Annotated in this window: 17 protein-coding genes; 8 read left to right on the top strand and 9 right to left on the bottom strand. The window is 54.5% G+C overall.

Annotated features, from left to right (window positions below; translation table 11 throughout):
* Window positions 1–60: 60 nt before the first annotated feature.
* Window positions 61–2118, top strand: coding sequence for an AsmA family protein (locus ETA_RS18100; RefSeq protein WP_012443051.1), 2058 nt, complete (start codon window positions 61–63; stop codon window positions 2116–2118).
* A 68-nt stretch (window positions 2119–2186) separates the two neighbouring features.
* On the opposite strand, the gene ETA_RS18095 is transcribed toward ETA_RS18100, so the two are convergent.
* Entirely contained in the window at window positions 2187–3509 is a 1323-nt protein-coding gene (locus tag ETA_RS18095) for an MFS transporter (RefSeq protein WP_012443050.1), read from the bottom strand.
* A gap of 700 nt (window positions 3510–4209) precedes the next feature.
* Here ETA_RS18095 and ETA_RS18090 point away from each other — a divergent pair.
* Together ETA_RS18090 and mgtA are read left to right on the top strand one after the other, a co-directional pair.
* Window positions 4210–4908, top strand: coding sequence for an MgtC family protein (locus ETA_RS18090; RefSeq protein WP_012443049.1), 699 nt, complete (start codon window positions 4210–4212; stop codon window positions 4906–4908).
* Window positions 4909–5201: 293 nt separating this feature from the next.
* Entirely contained in the window at window positions 5202–7883 is a 2682-nt protein-coding gene (gene mgtA, locus ETA_RS18085; RefSeq protein ID WP_012443048.1) for a magnesium-translocating P-type ATPase, read from the top strand.
* Window positions 7884–8081: 198 nt separating this feature from the next.
* Here mgtA and ETA_RS18080 read toward each other — a convergent pair whose 3' ends face one another.
* The gene (locus ETA_RS18080) at window positions 8082–8327 is read right to left on the bottom strand and encodes a DUF1158 family protein (protein ID WP_012443047.1); all 246 of its coding nucleotides are present in this window, start codon (window positions 8325–8327) and stop codon (window positions 8082–8084) included.
* A 461-nt stretch (window positions 8328–8788) separates the two neighbouring features.
* Between ETA_RS18080 and mntP the strand changes: the two genes are divergently transcribed.
* Window positions 8789–9361, top strand: a complete 573-nt coding sequence (gene mntP, locus ETA_RS18075) for a manganese efflux pump MntP (protein WP_012443046.1) — start codon at window positions 8789–8791, stop codon at window positions 9359–9361.
* A gap of 105 nt (window positions 9362–9466) precedes the next feature.
* Here mntP and ETA_RS18070 read toward each other — a convergent pair whose 3' ends face one another.
* From ETA_RS18070 to ETA_RS18040, 6 genes are all read right to left on the bottom strand, one after another.
* Complete coding sequence (locus ETA_RS18070) at window positions 9467–10099, bottom strand: LysE family translocator (RefSeq protein ID WP_012443045.1); 633 nt, start codon at window positions 10097–10099, stop codon at window positions 9467–9469.
* 178 nt (window positions 10100–10277) lie between these two features.
* A complete protein-coding gene (locus ETA_RS18065) occupies window positions 10278–11453 on the bottom strand; it encodes a Gfo/Idh/MocA family protein (protein WP_012443044.1) in 1176 nt (391 codons plus the stop codon).
* Window positions 11454–11468: 15 nt separating this feature from the next.
* Window positions 11469–12392, bottom strand: a complete 924-nt coding sequence (locus ETA_RS18060) for a TIM barrel protein (protein ID WP_012443043.1) — start codon at window positions 12390–12392, stop codon at window positions 11469–11471.
* A gap of 457 nt (window positions 12393–12849) precedes the next feature.
* Window positions 12850–13059 carry a YdgH/BhsA/McbA-like domain containing protein gene (locus ETA_RS18050; protein WP_012443042.1) on the bottom strand — a complete coding sequence of 70 codons (210 nt, stop codon included), beginning with the start codon at window positions 13057–13059 and terminating at the stop codon, window positions 12850–12852.
* Window positions 13060–13183: 124 nt separating this feature from the next.
* The gene (locus tag ETA_RS18045) at window positions 13184–14104 is read right to left on the bottom strand and encodes a nucleoside hydrolase (RefSeq protein ID WP_012443041.1); all 921 of its coding nucleotides are present in this window, start codon (window positions 14102–14104) and stop codon (window positions 13184–13186) included.
* 49 nt (window positions 14105–14153) lie between these two features.
* Window positions 14154–14549, bottom strand: coding sequence for a hypothetical protein (locus ETA_RS18040; protein WP_012443040.1), 396 nt, complete (start codon window positions 14547–14549; stop codon window positions 14154–14156).
* A 484-nt stretch (window positions 14550–15033) separates the two neighbouring features.
* On the opposite strand from ETA_RS18040, the gene ETA_RS18035 reads away from it, so the two are divergent.
* Together ETA_RS18035 and kdpF (ETA_RS19755) are read left to right on the top strand one after the other, a co-directional pair.
* Window positions 15034–15951, top strand: coding sequence for a DMT family transporter (locus ETA_RS18035; RefSeq protein WP_012443039.1), 918 nt, complete (start codon window positions 15034–15036; stop codon window positions 15949–15951).
* Between the two features lie 247 nt (window positions 15952–16198).
* On the top strand, window positions 16199–16288 hold the full coding sequence (gene kdpF / locus ETA_RS19755) for a K(+)-transporting ATPase subunit F (RefSeq protein WP_071819206.1): 90 nt from the start codon (window positions 16199–16201) through the stop codon (window positions 16286–16288).
* Window positions 16289–16398: 110 nt separating this feature from the next.
* Here kdpF (ETA_RS19755) and ETA_RS18025 read toward each other — a convergent pair whose 3' ends face one another.
* Entirely contained in the window at window positions 16399–17091 is a 693-nt protein-coding gene (locus tag ETA_RS18025) for a hypothetical protein (RefSeq protein WP_012443038.1), read from the bottom strand.
* A gap of 885 nt (window positions 17092–17976) precedes the next feature.
* Between ETA_RS18025 and kdpF (ETA_RS19505) the strand changes: the two genes are divergently transcribed.
* Window positions 17977–18066, top strand: a complete 90-nt coding sequence (gene kdpF / locus ETA_RS19505; protein WP_071819206.1) for a K(+)-transporting ATPase subunit F — start codon at window positions 17977–17979, stop codon at window positions 18064–18066.
* Entirely contained in the window at window positions 18066–19751 is a 1686-nt protein-coding gene (kdpA, locus tag ETA_RS18005) for a potassium-transporting ATPase subunit KdpA (protein ID WP_012443034.1), read from the top strand. Before kdpF (ETA_RS19505) ends, kdpA begins: the two co-directional genes overlap by 1 nt.
* The last annotated feature ends 14 nt before the right edge of the window (window positions 19752–19765 follow it).

Genomic DNA, 19765 nt, shown 5'->3' with positions numbered 1-19765 from the left:
ATGTGTAGACGGCTCGACTATGCTTTGACCTGAGACAGATAGCTATCAGGAGAAGCACGCATGTCGCGTACGGGAAAAGTTATAGGCAGTATTGGCGGGATTTTTTTATTACTGGTGGTCGTCATTGTGGCGGTGGTCGCGTGGTTTGACTGGAATCGCCTGAAACCTACCCTCAATCGGAAAGTGTCGACAGAGATCAACCGCCCGTTTGCTATCCGTGGCGATCTCGGCGTGAACTGGCAGCGTAACCGCACCGAACCCGGCTGGCGCGGCTGGGTGCCCTGGCCCCAGGTGCATGCGGAAGACATCATGTTGGGTAATCCGCCCAACGTACCCGATGTCACCATGATCCATCTTGAGCGGATAGACGCCACGATTTCCCCGCTGGCGCTGTTGAGCCAGCAAATTTATCTGCCGTGGATCAAACTGCAACAGCTACAGGTTAAGCTGGTGCAGAACGCCGATGGAAAAAACAACTGGACGTTTGACCTGGCGGACAGCGATGGCGAAAAGGCCAGTCAGGCTCCCTCCGCATGGTCTTTTCGTCTCGACAACGTCGCCTTTGATCGGGGCACTATCAGCTACCGTGATGCCATCAATAAGGCCGATGTGCAGGTCGTGGTCGACCCGCTGGGTAAGCCGGTGCCTTATGCCCAGCTGGCTGGCGGCGATGATAAGCAAAAAGGTGCGGCCGACTTTGTGTTCGGCTGGCGGGCCAGCGGCACCTACAATAATGAAAAACTGACCGGCGAAGGCAAAATTGGCGGCATGCTGTCACTGCGCAGCCAGAACACGCCATTCCCGGTTGCGGCCGACGTGCGCAATGGCACCACCCGCGTGCGCGTGGCGGGCACCGTGCAGGACCCGATGGATCTGGGCGGGATGGATCTCCGTTTGCGCTTCTCCGGCGACACCCTGGCTAATCTTTACGGACTGACGGGCGTGCTGCTGCCGGATACGCCGCCTTATGAAACTGACGGCCATCTGACGGCGCGTTTTCAGCAGCCGGGCGGAGCCGTATTCCATTATAAAAACTTTAACGGCCATATTGGCGACAGCGACATTCGTGGCTCGCTCGCTTACGCTCAGGGCGACCGCCGGCCTAAGCTGGAAGGCTCGTTGGAGTCGCTTCAGCTGCGCATGGCCGATCTTGGGCCACTGATCGGCGTTAACTCCGGTAAAGACAGCGCGAAGACGGCACGGGCCAAAGCGCAGCGTGGCGAAAAGTCCATGCAACCTGCCGGGCGCGTGCTGCCGCATGACACATTCGACACGCAAAGTTGGCAGGCGATGGATGCTGATGTGCGCTTTCGCGGCAAGCGCATTGAGCACGGCAGTTCGCTACCGATTAGCGACCTTTCGACGCATTTGGTCCTTAATAATGGCAATCTGCTGCTCGATCCGCTGCGTTTTGACATTGCAGGCGGTAGCCTGAATGCCACCGTGCGCTTACAGGGCGACCGGTCGCCGATGCTGGGAAGAGTCGATCTGCATGCGCGCCATCTCAAGCTGCGTCAACTGTTCCCCGACGTGGCCGCCATGCGCAGCGCGCTGGGTCAGATAAACGGAGATGCCAGCCTGAATGGGCGTGGCAACTCGGTGGCTGACCTGCTTGCTACCAGCAATGGCGATCTAAAACTGCTGATGAACGATGGCCTTATCAGCCGCAGCCTGATGGAGATCGTTGGTCTTAACGTCGGTAACTTTGTGGTGGGTAAACTGTTTGGCGATGACGAAGTGAAAATCAACTGCGCCGCCGTCGATTTGCAGATGAAGCAAGGGGTAGCCTCGTCGCGTCTGCTGGTGTTTGATACCGAGAACGCGATTATCAATGTCACCGGTAGCACCAACTTTGCGAATGAACGTCTGGATCTCTCGATTAATCCGCAGAGTAAGGGCATCAGGATTATTACCCTGCGTTCACCGCTCTACGTGCGGGGCACCTTTAAAAACCCGGATGCCGGGGTGAAAACCGGTTCGCTGCTGGCCCGTGGTGCCGCCGCCTTAGCACTGGGTACGGTGGTGGCTCCGGCCGCCGCGTTACTGGCGTTGGTCTCACCCAGCGATAATGACGAGAATCAGTGCACCCGCGTATTGCAACAGATGAAAGCGAAATAAGCCCGGCTTGATAAGGGGTAAAGCGAACGGAAAGGGTCATGGACGACCCTTTTCCGCCTGCCCTTTAGCTACTCAAACAGCGACGCGTGGCGCGTCTCTTTACACAAGATGAGCGCCACCAGCGTCAGACACGCCATCGCCGTCAGGTAGATTCCCACGTAGAACAGCCCGTAAGTGTGCGCTAACCAGGTGGCAATGTAGGGGGCGACGGACGCGCCGAGAATAGACGACAGGTTGTAGGAGAACGATGCCCCGGTATACCGTACCTCGGTAGGGAAAAGCTCCGGAAGCAGCGCGCCCATAGGGCCGAAGGTCAATCCCATGATGCTCAGACCGCACAACAAAAAGGCCATAATCAGCCCCTGATTACCGGAACCCAGCATTGACGGGAAAATCAGCGCGAAAGCGATGATCAGCAGCGTAATCACAATCATCGTCCTGCGGCGACCAAAACGGTCCGCCAGCAGCCCGGCAATCGGCACCATCACGCCAAACCCGATTACCGCCAGCATCAGCATCCACAGGAAGGTATTACGCGGGATCCCTAAGCCATTTGGTATCGGGGTTGTTCCGTAGGTCATTGAATACACTGTCATGATGTAGAACAGCGTATAGGTCGCCAGCATAATAAACGTGCCGATAATGGTGGTGCCAAGATGCTTGCTGAGCAGGGTGCCAATCGGGACTTTTACCTGCTTTTTCTCTTTTTGTACTTTGGCGAAGACCGGCGATTCATGCAGCGACACGCGCACGTACAGGCCAATCAGTACCAGCACGGCAGAAAGAATAAACGGCACGCGCCATCCCCAGTTCATAAACTGTTCTTCGCTTAGCAGCCAGGAGAGCAGCAGGAAGGTGCCATTGGCAAAGAAAAAGCCGATAGGCGCACCGAGCTGCGGGAACGATCCGTACAGCGCACGCTTTTTCGCCGGGGCGTTTTCGGTCGCCAGCAGGGCTGCGCCTCCCCACTCGCCACCGAGGCCGAGCCCCTGACCGAAACGTGCCAGCGCCAGCAGCAGCGGGGCGAACACGCCGATGCTGTCGTAACCCGGCAGCAGGCCGATAACAACGGTTGAGATCCCCATCGTCAGCAGTGAGGCAACCAGCGTCACTTTGCGGCCGGCACGATCGCCGAAGTGGCCAAACAGGGCGGAGCCAATCGGGCGCGCGACAAAGGCAATGGCGAAAGTGGCCAGCGACTGGAGCGTGGCAACGGTGGTATCCCCCTGTGGGAAGAAAATATGGGGAAAGACGATGACAGCTGCGGTGGCGTAAATATAGAAGTCGAAGAACTCAATAGCCGTTCCGACCAGTGAGGCGACCATCACTTTACCACGTGAGTTGACGGGGGGGGCTTCGGCGTCGATAGAGGGTGCGATGGAGGCTGACATATATATATTCTTATCTATTTGTAAACGATGAACACAGAATCTTACGCATTGGGCAGGCTGCATTCAATGGTATGCGGGCCCGCGTCTGCCGCTCGTGCTGGTCAACAAGAGGATAATCTTCAATACGTCTTATTTGTACCTATATGGCAGCGTTAAAACGCGCTTTTCTGGCTTGAATCACTGCAAAAGGGCTAAATAAAAGTGGGTCGACGGCGGTATAGGCCACTTTGCGCGGTATAATTAACCTAACAGCGCGATTTTTGGCTGATCAAGGGCATTTTCTTCAGGCGGGAAGAAATGAGACTACTCTCTCCGCGTTGATAAACGGTTTACGAAAGTGACTATGATCAATGTTTACAACCTTTGCCCACGGGGCTAGAATTCGGCCACTTTCTCAAATGGAGCCCACAATTGGACAGTCACCCTGTAACTCAAGCGTTATAACAGGCAGGCGCACGCCATTTGTGAGCCTGCCGTAACACGGCGGGCTATGTTTCATCTCTTCTGAGCTGTCGCATCCCGAATTTAGATATCTGAACGTCCTGGCCCTGGCCAGAATGGGATTGCTTATGCGTCATATCATTATCACACCACAACGTCATCATCTCTTTCCTCCGGGCTGCTCACGCACGCTTTAACCCGGTGGTGCGCGTCTGCGCATCTGAATTCCCGTCGTGAGACGACAATGAGGACAATGAGAATGGCATGGACTCCTTTTATCCTGCATCTGGCCCTGGCGGTGACGCTCGGGGCGATTATCGGTGCTGAACGTCAGTGGCGTCAGCGTATGGCCGGGCTGCGTACCAATGCCCTGGTCGCGACCGGCGCGGCAATTTTTATTCTTAGCTCCGCCAGCACGTCGCCAGACAGCCCTGGCCGCATTGCGGCGCAGATTGTTTCCGGCATCGGTTTTCTCGGCGCAGGGGTGATTATGCGCCAGGGGCTGAATGTCTCCGGGCTGAATACCGCCGCCACGCTATGGTGTTCCGCCGCGGTTGGCGTGCTTTGCGGTCTTGGGCAGTTTGCTAACGCCACGCTGGCTACGCTGGTATTACTTTGCGCCAACATCCTGCTGCGTGAGGCGGCTCAACGTATCAATATGCAGCCCCGAGCCGCAGACAGTGAAACGGAACAGCGCTACCGTATTCAGATCGTCTGCGGTAGCGAAGATGAAGTGTTGGTGCGTACCCTGATTTTGCAGGCGCTCAACGGCATGGCGCTGCGCCTGCAGTCGCTTTATAGCGCCGACATTGCCCGGCCGGGGCATCTTGAAGTGAGCGCGGAGGTGATGGCTTTCCCCGCCGCACAGCGCGAAATAGAAAACATTGTCTGCCGCATCAGCCTGGAAAAAAGCGTCAGTGCGGTGCACTGGCGGATAGCACCAGCGGTAGCGGTTTAACCACGCGATAAGGAGCACATGATGAAAGAACCTCCGTCCGGAGAGAGGCGGCGCTCTGTTCTCGATACCGACAGCCGCAGCGATTAATGGCCGTGTACTCATCCCCAGTTACTGACAACCAGCGCCGGGGGATGCGCACACCTGCCACTCTGCTGCCGCTCCGTTATTTGGAATAGCCCCCCGGGTTATTTAACCCTGTCAGCTCCGTCTTCCCTCTGAATAGTTTTGAAAATCCTCTTTGGCAGGCGTGCGACGCCTGCGCGTAAAAAACACTTAATTCAAGGAACTGGCACATGAAAATGCATAAAGCCAACCTGAAAAAGGCACGCGATCTGGCTATTGCCAGCGCAGCGACACAGAGCCTGGACAATACCCTTGCTCGCCTGAATACCCAATGCCAGGGACTGACCTATGAAGATGCCGCCGAACGGTTGCAGCAGTATGGATCAAACCAGGTAGCCAGCGAACGGGCACCTGCCGCGTGGTTGCAAATGTTGCGGGCTTTCAACAACCCGTTTATCTGGATACTGATCGTGCTGGCCGCCATCAGCTTCTTCACCGACTATTTGCTGCCGCGGCATCAGGGTGAGGAGACTGACCTGACCAAAGCGATTATTCTGCTGGTGATGATCGGTCTAAGCGGGCTGCTGCGTTTCTGGCAGGAGTACCGCACCAATAAATCGGCCGAGGCGCTGAAATCCCTGGTTCGCACCACGGCGACCGTTGTTCGCCGGAGCCATGCCGACCGTGAGGCGGTAAACATTGAGGTGCCGCTTGCCGAAGTGGTGCCGGGCGATATCGTTGTGCTGTCAGCCGGGGATATGATCCCCGCTGACGTGCGGCTGCTCACTTCCCGCGATCTATTCGTCAGCCAGGCGGCCTTGAGCGGTGAAGCGTTGCCTGTCGAAAAATATGACACCTCCAGCCGGCCGCATCGCGAAACGCTGGAGGCACCGCTTGATGAACAGGCGCTGTTAAGCCAGCCCGGTATCTGCCTGATGGGAACCAATGTCGCCAGCGGAACGGCTACTGCGGTAGTGGTGGCTACGGGTAACGATACCTGGTTTGGCTCGTTGGCCCACTCATTGCTAGGCGATCGCCCACAAACCTCTTTTGACAGAGGCGTCAACAGCGTGAGCTGGCTACTGATCCGCTTTATGTTGGTGATGGTGCCGGTTGTGCTGCTGTTAAACGGCTACATTAAGGGCGACTGGAGCGATGCGCTGATGTTTGCCCTGGCGGTGGCCGTTGGCCTGACGCCGGAAATGCTGCCAATGATTGTCAGCTCTAACCTGGCGAAGGGGGCTATCGCGCTGTCTAAGCGCAAAGTCGTGGTTAAGCGACTGAATGCCATCCAGAACTTTGGCGCGATGGACGTGCTGTGCAGCGATAAAACCGGCACTCTGACTCAGGATCGGATCATTCTTGCGCAGCATCTCAATCTGCACGGCCACAGCGATGAACACGTATTGCAACATGCCTGGCTCAACAGTCGCCATCAGACCGGGGTGAAAAATCTGATGGATAAAGCCATCCTCGCCTTCAGCCAGGGCAGTGCGGCGATCGGTGAACTGTGGCGTTATCGCAAAGTGGATGAGCTGCCGTTTGATTTTGAGCGTCGTCGTCTGTCGGTACTGGTGGCTGATAAGGATCAGCAAACCCTGATCTGCAAAGGGGCCGTGGATGAAATGCTGGCGGTATCGGCCTACTGGATGGATGCGGGAGAAGTACGCCCGCTGGACGATGCGGCTCGCCAGCATGTGAAGCAGCTGGCGGAAAGCTACAACCGTCAGGGGTTCCGCGTGCTGCTCATCGCCTCTCGCCAGATGAGTAAGCACTCGCCTACAGAGCTGCTTAGTGCCGGAGATGAACGTGAGCTGGTCATCAGCGGCATATTGACGTTCCTCGATCCCCCGAAAGAGAGCGCCGCGGAAGCGATTGCTGCCCTGCATGAAAACGGCGTCACGGTCAAAGTGTTAACCGGCGATAACGCGATTGTCACCGCGAAAGTCTGCCGTGACGTTGGGCTGGATCCGGGTGAACCTCTGTGCGGTAGCGAGATTTCGCGCCTCGATGATGCGGAGCTGGCGCGGCTGGTCGAGCAAAGAACGCTATTTTGCCGCCTCAGCCCGCAGCAGAAAACCCGCGTGTTACAGATGCTGCAAAGCAACGGTCACACCGTGGGCTTTCTGGGTGACGGTATCAACGATGCGCCAGCGCTGCGCGCGGCCGATATCGGTATCTCTGTCGATAGCGCTACCGATATCGCCAAAGAGTCGGCGGATATCATTTTACTGGAGAAAAGCCTGCTGGTGCTGGAACAGGGGGTGATTCAGGGCCGTGAAACCTTCGGAAATATCATCAAATACCTGAACATGACCGCCAGCTCCAACTTTGGCAACGTCTTTTCGGTGCTGGTGGCCAGCGCATTTATTCCGTTCCTGCCGATGATGGCGATCCATCTTCTGTTGCAGAACCTGATGTACGACCTTTCCCAGCTGGCGCTGCCGTGGGACAAAATGGATAAAGAATTTCTGCGTAAGCCGCGTAAGTGGAACGCGAAAAATATTGGCCGTTTTATGCTGTGCGTCGGCCCGACATCGTCCATTTTCGACATCACCACGTTCTGGCTGATGTGGCACGTTTTTGCCGCCAACAGCGTGGAATCACAGGCGTTATTCCAGTCCGGTTGGTTTGTTGAAGGGCTGCTGTCGCAGACGCTGGTGGTGCATATGCTGCGTACCCAGAAAATTCCGTTTATCCAGAGCCGTGCCGCGTTGCCGGTGATGCTGATGACCGGGTTAGTGATGGCGTTGGGTATTCTTATCCCGTTCTCGCCGCTGGGTCATGCCGTTGGCCTGGTGCCGCTGCCGTGGAGCTACTTCCCGTGGCTGCTGGCAACGCTGCTCGGCTACTGCCTGGTGACCCAGGGCGTAAAACGTCTTTATATGCGCCGTTTCGGCCAGTGGTTCTAAGGAGAACAGATAATGAAACAAGATAATGCGGTGACCGCGATCGTGCTGTTTTTCGTCGGGCTACTCATCTTTGCCGGCGGTGTGGCCATGGTGTTTAGCGGCTAAACAGATGGCAGGGCGTGAACCGGCACGACAGGGTGTCAGTTAACATCATTCTGCTATTTTTTGCGGGCGCCGGCTTTTGCTGGCGCCTTGTTGTTAACGGGGATCGACAAACCGCAGCCAGATAAAGCGGATCGCGTAATACTCCAGCGCGCCAAGCACCAAAAACCACAGGCAGAACACCAGCGTATACAGCTGGCCGATATCCTCCAGATGGAAAACCTCCACCAGCTGACGCGTTAGCGCCAGGCCGAACCAGGGCGCGGGCAGCAGCAGCGCGGAAAGAAAGCCGAGCAGCAGGGTGCTCATGGGCATAAGGAAAGTGTCAAAAGGGTTTTTCATCGCGGTTCCGTATTGTTTTGATGTCGCTATTTTCAGCCAATCCTGCCTGGGGTTCAACGATTAAACGGCCAGGCCACTCGTGGGCACGGCGCCAGACTTCAGATCGCCTCCCATTTTTTCCCCCATGGCAGCGCCCATCCGCGCCGGGCAAAAAAAGAGATAAGAACCGGCCGCTCAACCCGGTGAATTATTCCCCAGATACATCAGGGATGTTTATCCCCGCACTTTGTGTAACACGGTAATTCTTTTAGAGTTTCCGCCTTAGAATCAATGTCAGAAATAGCATTCGTTAAAAAGTATAGCCGAGGCTATACTCAAATCCATGATTTTACTGTCTTTTTTTATTCGTTAACGCATGATAGGATGCCCTTCACTTGAGCTGGCCTGTGGCTAAAATAGCAACATAAGCCAACATTTTAACGATTGGAGCGTACCCGGAGTCTCAGACCGGGATAAATACAATGAACCTATACGCAACCCTGATTCTGGCTTTTGCTATGTCGATGGACGCTTTTGCCGCCGCGATCTGTAAAGGTGCCAGCCTGCGCCGCCCGACTTTGAAAGAAGCCCTGCGCACCGGCCTTATTTTTGGTGTGATTGAAGCACTGACGCCGCTTGTTGGCTGGGCTATCGGTATTGCCGCCAGCCAGTACGTGATGGCGTGGGATCACTGGGTGGCGTTTGGCCTGCTGTTTATTCTCGGTGCGCGTATGATCGTTGAAGGGATACGCAAGAAAGAGTGCAGTCTCGAAGATGCACCCAGTCGCCACGGATTCTGGCTGCTTGCCTGTACTGCGGTAGCAACCAGCCTTGATGCGATGGCGGTGGGCGTTGGCCTCGCGTTTTTGCAGGTCAATATTGTGACTACCGCGCTGGCGATCGGCGCATCGACCATGATTATGGCGACCATGGGTATCCTGCTTGGTCGCTTCCTCGGCCCGGTGATGGGTAAATGGGCAGAAATCTTTGGCGGCGTGGTACTGATTGGTATCGGCAGCAGTATCCTGGTTGAACACCTCGGGCTGCTGGGCTAATTCTCTGGCTTTTCAGCCCGTAGCGGAGCGAAAGTGGCGTACGCGATAATCCTTTATCGCTGACGTCAAATGACAGGCGGCTCGCCGTATTCGCTTCTACCCCCGTCAGCCGATAAACTCGCGGTAGCCGGAAATAATCACGTAGGCGGCGAAGTAACAGAAAATCAGCGCCGAAACGATATACGAGCCGCGCAGCATTTTTGACCCCAGCATCCGTCCGCCGATGCTGGCCGACGCGCACAGAATAGCCGTCCAGCTTACGCCCGCCAGGAAGAACCCTGCCAAAAACCACCCTGACGCCGCCGTGCTGTTATTGCCCATGCGCGCAATCAATGCGCCGCCAACTGCCGCAAACCACAGGATGGCGGTCGGTGAGGAGACGGCAAGTAAAATGCCGCGCAGGAAGTTCTGCCGCCGACTCAGCCGCTGGCCGATATCACCCATGCTCAGTTCGGTTGAGGGGCGCAGCGCGCTCTGCACCATTTTCCAGGCAAACCACAGCAGCATCATCGAGCCGCCAATCCATAAAACCCAGCGCACGCTGGCGAACTGTAACAGCACCGCCATGCCGGCCATAGCAAGGATCGCGTAGATCAGATCGCCAACGCAGGTGCCGATCCCCAGCCAGAAACCGTGCATATAGCCACGCTGCATCGCCAGCGTGATCATGGCGATATTGGCAACCCCAATGTCCAGGCACAGGGACAGGCTAAGTAAAAAACCGTTAGAAAAGGGCATCTGCATCCTACTCCGAAGAAGTGATACGACATTATGCTTCGGGAGCGGCACAAATATAGAAAATAATGGCGTCGTTGCGGTGAAAATAACGTGAGCGGAAAGTCTGCCGATGGGCGTCTGGATCTGATGGCAAAAAAAGAGGGCGAGCACAGGCGAACGCCCCGGTGATTAACGCGATCTAACTGGCGAAGTCTACCCATATTGCGCCCGCATCCGCCGACTCGACGCAGCGTTCAACCCACCGTACGCCCGCTACGCCAGCGTGAACGTCCGGATACCAGAAGCGAGCCAGCAGCGCTTTATCGCCGCGATCGGTGGCATCCATCGCGATGGCAAAACGGCGATACAGGTTTGACCAGGCCTCAAACAGCCCTTCCGCATGGCCACCGCTGATACGATCTTCTTCCAGCACATGCGGTGCCAGGTAGCTCATGCCGCGCTCCAGGATGCGTACCGGTTCGCCCTGAACTTCATAGCGTAGCTGGTTTGGCTGTTCATCCCACCACTCAATGCTGGCTTTAGAACCGATCGCCCGGATCCTCTGGCCGTGCATCGATCCGCTGTTTACCGCTGAGCACCACAGCGAGCCGACCGCGCCATTATCGTACTCCATCAGCACAAAGGCATTATCTTCCAGCGGCGCACGGGTTTTCACAAAACTCTGGCGTGAGCACATCAGGCGCTTGATTTTCAGCGCCGGAAGCAGGGTTTCTGCCAGAAATAGCGGATGGGTCGCCAGGTCACCCAATACATAACTTGGCCCGACAAACTTCGGGTCAACGCGCCAGCGCGTGCTCGGATTATCCAGCTCAACCGCTTCGTTATGAAAACCGTGCGAAAACGACATATTCACGATGCGAATATCGCCCAACAGCCCTTCGGCGATCATACTGCGCGCCTGCTGGATCAGCTGAAAGCCGGAGTAACCGTAGGTCAGGCCAACAATTTTGTTCTGTTTCTGGCTGAGTTCTGCCAGCGCTTCTGCCTCGGCGGTGGTGAAGCACAGGGGTTTCTCGCACACCACGTGCAGGCCATATTCCAGCGCGGCTTTGCAGATGGCAAAGTGGGTATTGTTCGGCGTGGCGATCGAGACCGCCTCAATGCCGTCTGCGCGCTCCGCTTCCTGACGGAACAGCGTCTCATAGTCCGCATAGCAGCGATGGCTATCGACGCCCAGACTCGTGCCAAACGCACGACCGCGCTCCGCGTCGATATCAAACGCACCTGCCAGCAGCGTAAAGGTATTATCACGCAGCGCGGCTGAACGATGGATATAGCCTATCTGGCTGGTGCCGCCGCCGCCCACCATGCCCCAGCGCAGTGAGCGATCGAGAGGTTTGATGCCGTTAATCATCGGGTGACTCCTTGATTAAAATCCAATGGATTTGAGGTAACGCAGACTTTCGGTGACGTCGTGCAGGCTGCCCCCGGCATCGCGCGGGTCACGCTCCTGTTCAATGGTTACCCAGCCCTGGTAATGACGCTCGGCTAACAAAACACGTATCGCCGGATAGTCGATAGCGCCTTTGCCGATGGGGCACATCACGCCTTCCGCACAGGCGGTAAAAAAGTCCAGCCTGCGAGCGATAACGTCGCGGAATACCGCCTCGTTGACATCCTTGAAGTGGATGTAGTCGATACGTTCAAAGTAACGACCGAGCCAGACGACAGGGTCCATCGCTGAATAGTAGAGATGTCCGGTATCGAGACACAGGCCCGCCACGCTGTGCGGAATATCCTGAACCAGCCGCTCAATTTCATCGGCATATTCGATACAGCCGCCGGCATGTGGGTGGATCACCGGGCGTACGCCGTATTGCTCCTGCGCAATACGGCTGATTTCCGTGATGTGCCGCATCATGCGCTGCCAGTCATCGTCCGACAGGCGCTCAGCCTGATGATACTGACCCGCGAGACGGGCACGCCCGGGGTGACCAAAATCGATAATCACCAGATAAGGCGTCTGTAAGTGAGCAGCGTGGGCATTGGCCGCCGTAGGCACTTTAGCCAGGTTGCGACAAATGTTGTGCGTTAATTCAAGCATGGCCGGGAAATTGGCCTCGCTCACCAGATCATCGAAAAGCGTACCGGCCACCAGCGACAGGCCATACTGATTGAGTTGGCTGGTAAGCAGCGTCGGATCGGTTGGCAGGTAGCTCCACGGGCCAAGCTCGATGCTTTTGTAGCCGGCCTGTGCCGCCTCTTTAAGCACTTTTTCATAAGGGGGCAGATACGGGTTTTTCGGATCATCTACCCCCCAGCTACAGGGCGCGTTAGCGATATAAATAGTCATGATGATCTCCTCTAATAATCTGCATCTGTCTTATGGACGTCACGATCGACCGGGTTGGCCGTTGTACGGTAGTCAGCTTCGACAAGCCCACAGATGGTGAATGAGAGATAATTAAATTAATATTCCATTTTATTCAATATTGGAATATTTAATTTTTGATGTTGCTCCCAATATTCTCGATTTTAACAGGGAGAAGTGGTGAGTTTCGCGAGTGAAGGGGATGTAGCGCAGCTGAACAGGGCTGGGAAGACACCCAGCATCCAGATTTTTTTCAAGACTGTTTATTTTGGAAATGAATATTTCATTGTGCGGGACATTCTTCTACGGAATGTCCTACGGACAGGTTTCAGTCAGACGATCGGAAAACCGTTATGGACCATATTGGCGGTCTTTAACGGTTTAACGGTTTAACGCTTTAACGCTTTGCGTAACCTGTCCGTGGATCCCAACCCTCAGGTTACTTAATCAGCTCTGCGGTCATATGCACAACATTGTTGGTGTTCGCCTCGGTAATCTTATAAGAGGCACCAGCCTGCTGTGCCTGGGCGGCAATTTTAGCTTCAGCGCTGTCCAGAGTTGTGCCGGTTGCGGTCACGCTTTGGGCGAAACTGGTGAAAGATACGGTAGAGAGAACAAGAACAGCTGCAATATTTTTGATGGTTTTCATGGTGTCATTCCTTCATTAATCATTATTCTGAAAGGCGGTTTGCCTCGTTGAAAGCAATAGTACGCCTGCTAATGATTTCTGAATAGCGGATTGATTTGTCTATCTACATCAAAAAAATTGATTTTCAGTTTTGCAGAGTAGCAAGGAGATGCTGCTTAACCCGTTGCGACTGTACCGTAAGGCAGAGCTGCTGTACCGGGTGACCGGCACAGGGATCGTGACCGGACGCGAACATTTCTGTCTGGCGCAAAGTTTGACCCCGGCTGATGCCCTCGGGGGTCACGCGCACGCGAGATTCCGCGATACCAAACCATTCGGGATGATTAAGCCAGGCGATGGTTAGCGTATCGTGCAGCGCAATGGCCGCAATGCCATTCTTTTCACGGCTATATTGCAGATAGCGCCGCGAGATGGCTTCCAGAACGGGCTGGTTGAGTGCGCTGATCTCATCGTCACTGACCAACACCTCAAGCGTGACATCCAGCGGTATCATCACTACCGGCAGCCCTGACTGGAGCACCTGGTCTGCGGCGTGCGGATCCCGCCACATGTTCCATTCGGCATAGGGCGTGATGTTACCGCCACGCCCCTGCGTGCCAAATGCCCCTCCCATCATGACCAGTTGCTTTATCTGCGGAACGATATCCGGTGCCTGATTAATGGCCAGGGCGATATTGGTCAACGGGCCGGCGGCAACAAGGGTTAGTGCATCAGGACTGTGGCGCACGCTGTTAATAATAAAATCGACGGCGTTGCCGGCCGCGCCGTTCCACGGATTATCAAATACGTCACCGAAACCATCTTTACCGTGTATTGTGCTGGCGGGGGATGTGGGCAAGTGGATCAGCGGCCGCGAACAGCCGCGATAGACGGGAACATTCAGGCCAATTTTGTGACTACAGAGGCGGGCGTTGCTAACCGCTTGGGCGACCGGCACGTTGCCAAAAACCGTGGTGATGCCAACGATGTCGACGCTTTGCGCCGCATAAGTAAGAGCAAAAGCGTCGTCGACGCCGATATCCGTATCGAAGATAATTTTCTGCATCTGAAGGTCCTTTCCATTGTGTGACGCACGTTCATCCCTGTCCTGATGATCAGGTCGTCAGCAGGCTATGCAGTGTCTGCAAATCGTGTTGCGCTGACTCCAGCTGTTGAGCAAATTTTTCATCGGAGAGCAAAGGCTGGCGAAATACGGTGACAAGTACCTGTGCGCCTTCTTCATTGGCCACGATGCGCATAGGGATAAAAATTTCCTTGCTGTAACCGCTGTCAATATAGTGATCCATAATGCAGAACGCATTGTATTCGGTGAAACGCGCTTTCACCGGGCCATGCGGGCCCTGGCTCTTCCAGCTATTGCCATCTTGCTCAAGCGGCCCCTTGCCGAGCGCGGAAACCCACTTCGGGAAAAAATCCGGCTTCCAAATCGTTTCGTACAGATCGATCCAGTTACGCTGGATAGCCAAACTAACGGTGTGTGAGGACAGCATAAAATCTCCAATCGGGGGTGAGTACTGAATTTAACCATTCTGATAAGGAGAAGTGAAGGATGCTGTACACAGACTGTTAACTGGGTAGCGAAGTGCGTTGATAGATTGAAATTAATCGGCAGGAAACGATCGGTTTCACGGACACAGCGCGCGAGGTGCACATTTTCTGGCCTAACTGCGGTGGCCCATCAGCGGCGCCAGGGAGCCGTGACCTGTCGCAGAGGGGAACGCGTGTATATTCATTTTTTATGGGTTTCCCGTCATAAATTGCCATGAGATCCTATCGTCATTTTTCGAAATACTCTATTCCCATCATTATTTTTGGTTATCGATCGCCTGATACTCGGCGTTTTGTTATGGAGTAAGATATTGATCGTTCGATGTCCGAAAACGGCTTGCTTTGATTTCCAGATGAAGCCTATAAAGGTTGCTTAACGGTGACAGCGATATCTTCTGTCACATTCTTATCTGACGGGGGAGCGGCGTGAAGCAAGGTGATATCGGGCGGTTATTATTATTGGCGGCCATTTGGGGCGCCAGCTTTTTGTTTATGCGCGTCGCCACGCCGGTTTTCGGTTCGTTAAATACGGCTTTTTTCCGCGTCTTCTTTGGCTGTCTCGGTCTGCTGGCGCTGCTGTTGGTGATGCGCACGCCCTTTAATTTTAAAGGAAAGGCCCTGCTGGCAATGTTGCTGGGGATCATTAACTCGGCGGTGCCGTTGGTGATGTACTGCATGGCGGCAAAATGGCTGCCGGCGGGCTACTCGGCTATTCTTAATGCCACCACGCCGCTGATGGGCGTGCTGATTGGCGGCCTGTTTTTCAGCGAACCCCTTAGCTTGAGAAAGGTCGGCGGCGTGCTGCTGGGGCTGGTGGGTATTGCGGTTCTGACGGCCTCCGGCACTCTGGGCCTGTCACATTCGGTGCTGTTGGGTATCGCCGCCTGCCTGGTCGCGACGGCCTGCTATGCGCTGGCTGGCTTTATGACCAAAAAGTGGATTGGCGATCGTGGCGGTCTGGACGCGAAGCTGGTGGCATTCGGCAGCCAGCTGGGAGCCCTTATCTTTATGCTGCCGCTGTTTGTCGGTTCAATAAGCACGCAGCCAGCGGTTGACTGGCATCATCCCGGCGTCTGGCTGTGCGTTCTGGCGCTGGGGCTGGTGTGTACCGCCTGGGCCTATGTCCTGTTTTTCCGCCTGATCGCCGACATTGGCCCGCTGCGTACGCTGACCGTCACCTTTTTGATCCCGCCATTTGGCGTGCTGTGGGGCTATCTTTTCCTCGGCGAAACGCTGTCCCAGGGGTTTATTGCCGGGGCATTGTTGATCATCCTGGCGGTGTGGCTGGTGACCGGTACAGTCGCCCCCCGCCTGCCGCGTGGTGATGCCGCCGTTAAGCGCTAAGCGCCATTTCTGCGGTCAGACGCCTCGCCGGAGAGCAGACTAAGCGATTTTCATGCTGTGCAGTCTGAGGACAGGTCCAGCCCGTTTATTCTCTATAAACGGGATCGGGCGCAGCGGTCTGGCTGAAACTCAGGCAACACTCCGCCATTTTTATATTCTTTTTACATCCCGCCCCGATATTTTTACATCAACTTTGCACGCTAACCGTAACACTGTCCGCCATGTGAAACGCCTCTGGAGGTGTACTGTGAGCATCGCTGTGATAACCGGCATTGTGCTGGTGTTTATCTTGTTGGGCTATCTGGTCTATGCCCTGATCAACGCGGAGACATTCTGAAGGGAGCAAACTATATTCCAAGGTAAGTCAGGGAACGATTGCAAAAAACCTCCCACGGACTGCCTGCATTATATAAAAACTTGTAAACCAATAGCCTGAATATAGTTATTTCATCTTGCCAGATATCTAATTATAGATATGAACCGCTCTTCTCCTCGCAATCCTATCGAGTTAATTAAAGCTTTATCAATGCTGTCACTCATTAGGAAATAGAGCATTTCAATATTATTAGAATAGTATACTTGGTATAAACCGGGTGAGAGCTGGCGTAATTTTCTGGCAGCTAATGCAGCCACCTGAACTTTCCCATAAAATGCTGCTGCGGTAACGATGGCGATAGAGTATTTATTCAGTCTCACTAATACTTCATTTTTAAAGTGAAATGAATTCACAACTAATATTGAAAGACTGCTGGCTATGGCTGTTTTTGTTAGTTTACCAGCACTATATCCAACAAGAATTTTAGCTAGCCTTGCATCAATGGATTGGATCTCTGATCGATCCGCCGTCTTTAATTCTGCTTCGATATACATCCTAATCATATCAGCGATGATATCTCTTCTTTTGTAAATTTCAAATATTGCTTTAATGAACCTACGATCTTCACCTTTCAACTCAGAACATACATCATCGTATTTATCAAAAAGGCAAGAGCTGTACCATAATGCCCTTTCCACACCGGCTTTCACATCGTCCAGGGACCCCATACTGTTCGCGCCTACGCCGTTCACAGCTTTATCAAGGGCTATCGCGGCATCTCTTTCAGATGTAGTCCGGAATTTTATTATTGATGATATATACATTACAGTGTATCCTTTTCATGTTCGTGATAAAAAATACCTTGTTTTACAGTATCATGAGGTAATGAATTTTGAAAAAGAAGATTTTTAAAATTATCCTATTTTTTGTTCTTCTTATTGTGGTGTCCGTACTGATTTTCGAAATAGCATTCAGGCTTGGAAATGCTGATATATTTATTTCCCTGTTGGGGAATTTGTCATTTTTAGGTTTTAAAGAGTCATTTGACTCGTTATTTATTGGCTTATTGGTTTTTTCTTTCTTGATCGCCATTTTAATTTACTGCTGCGCAATGAAATTAATTAAAAAGAATAACCTTAAATGAAAGGTTTTTTTCAGGCTTTTTTAAAAGATACGGCTTCATACTTAAGCATCAACGTAGTTGTCATATTATTATTTGTTTTTTACTATTTTTTTGTTCCCGATTATTGGCTTTTGTGCAGCGTGCTAACATTAATCATTGCCGCCGCCGTAGAGATTTCCATAATTTCCAAAAAAAAGAAGAAAGACTAATCATGACTTGCTGTGCGTGGCTTTCATGCCCAGGAAGTGGATTGGCGATCGTGGCGGTCTGGATGCGAAACGGGTGGCATTGGCAGCCAGCAGTTAACTGGCATCATTAGGCGCTAAACCCCTTTGTCTGAAAACATTGCCAGCACCCTCCTGCGGTCAGACGCCTTGTTGGAGAGCAGACTAAGCGATTTTCATGCTGTGCAGCCCTATCCCGTTTATTCTCGATAAACGGGCTTGGGCGGAGGATGATGGCTGAAATTCAGGCAACACTCCGCCATTTTTATATTCTTTTTACATCCCGCCCCGATATTTTTACATCAACTTTGCACGCTAACCGCAACACTGTCCGCCATGTGAAACGCCTCTGGAGGTGTACTGTGAGCATCGCTGTGATAACCGGCATTGTGCTGGTGTTTATCTTGTTGGGCTATCTGGTCTATGCCCTGATCAACGCGGAGACATTCTGATGATGGCTAGCGCAAGTTTGCTGATTGGCAGCTATCTGCTGCTGCTAATGCTGTTGGCGCGTCCGCTGGGTAAGGGGCTGGCGCACCTGGTCGCTGACCGCCCGCTTCATGGTTTTGCCACCGCCGAGCGCGGGCTGTGGCGCGTCAGCGGTGTGGAAAACCAGGGAATGCGCTGGCAGCGCTATCTGCTGGCCATTTTGCTGTTTAACGCCGCCGGGCTGCTGCTGCTGCTGCTGATCCTGATGAATCAGGCCAGCCTGCCGCTGAACCCGCAGCAGATGCCAAACCTGAGCTGGGATCTGGCGCTGAACACCGCCGTCAGCTTTATCACCAACACCGACTGGCAGGCGTATGCCGGTGAAAGCACGCTGAGCTATTTCAGCCAGATGGCCGGCCTGACCGTGCAGAACTTTCTCTCGGCGGCCACCGGGATTGCCGTTGCCTTTGCCCTGATGCGCGGTTTTGTTAACCGCGAGCAGGGCGAACTGGGCAACGCCTGGCGCGATATTACTCGTATCACGCTGTATGTCCTGCTGCCCCTGTCGCTGCTGATGGCGCTGTTTCTGGTCAGTCAGGGAACATTGCAAAACCTGCACGGCTACCTCGACCTGACCACCCTGGAAGGGGCGAAACAGACGCTGCCGATGGGGCCGGTGGCCTCGCAGGAGGCGATTAAAATGCTCGGCACCAACGGCGGTGGCTTCTTTAACGCCAACTCGGCCCATCCGTTTGAAAACCCCACGGCGTTGAGTAACTTTGTGCAGATGCTGGCGATCTTCCTGATCCCGGCGGCGCTGTGCTTTGCCTTTGGCGACGTGGTGCGCGATCGACGTCAGGGCCACGCGCTGCTGTGGAGCATGTCGCTGATGTTCGTCGCGGCGGTGGTGGTGGTGATGTGGGCCGAAGTAAAGGGTAACCCGCACTTTCTGACCCTCGGTGCTGACAGCGCTGCCAATATGGAAGGTAAGGAAACGCGCTTCGGCATTCTGAACTCGAGCCTGTTTGCGGTGATCACCACGGCGGCCTCCTGCGGTGCGGTTAACGCCATGCACGACTCGTTTACCGCCCTCGGCGGCATGGTGCCAATGTGGCTGATGCAGATAGGTGAGGTGGTGTTTGGCGGGGTTGGTTCCGGGCTGTACGGCATGCTGCTGTTTGTGCTGCTGGCGGTGTTTATCGCCGGGCTGATGATCGGCCGTTCGCCGGAGTATCTCGGTAAGAAAATCGACGTCTGGGAGATGAAGATGACCGCGCTGGCCATTCTGGTGACGCCGGTCCTGGTGCTGCTCGGAGCCGCCCTGGCGATGATGACCGATGCCGGGCGCAGCGCCATGCTTAACCCCGGCACCCACGGTTTTAGCGAGGTGCTGTACGCGCTCTCCTCGGCGGCGAATAACAACGGCAGCGCCTTTGCGGGCCTGAACGCCAACACGCCATTCTGGAATATGCTGCTGGCGTTCTGCATGCTGGTAGGCCGCTTTGGCATCATCGTTCCGGTGCTGGCGATCGCCGGCTCTCTGGCGATGAAAAAAGTCCAGCCGGCCGGTAACGGCACGCTGCCTACCCACGGAACGCTGTTTATTGCCCTGCTGATTGGCACCGTGATGCTGGTGGGCGCACTGACCTTTATCCCCGCGCTGGCCCTTGGGCCGGTAGCGGAACATCTGCACATGTCCGGTCATTAACGGGCGGAGAATCG

It is taken from the genome of Erwinia tasmaniensis Et1/99 (assembly GCF_000026185.1).
Classification (GTDB): Bacteria; Pseudomonadota; Gammaproteobacteria; order Enterobacterales; family Enterobacteriaceae; genus Erwinia; species Erwinia tasmaniensis.
Note: the sequence above shows the minus strand (reverse complement) of the source record. Positions and strands in the feature narration are given on the sequence as shown.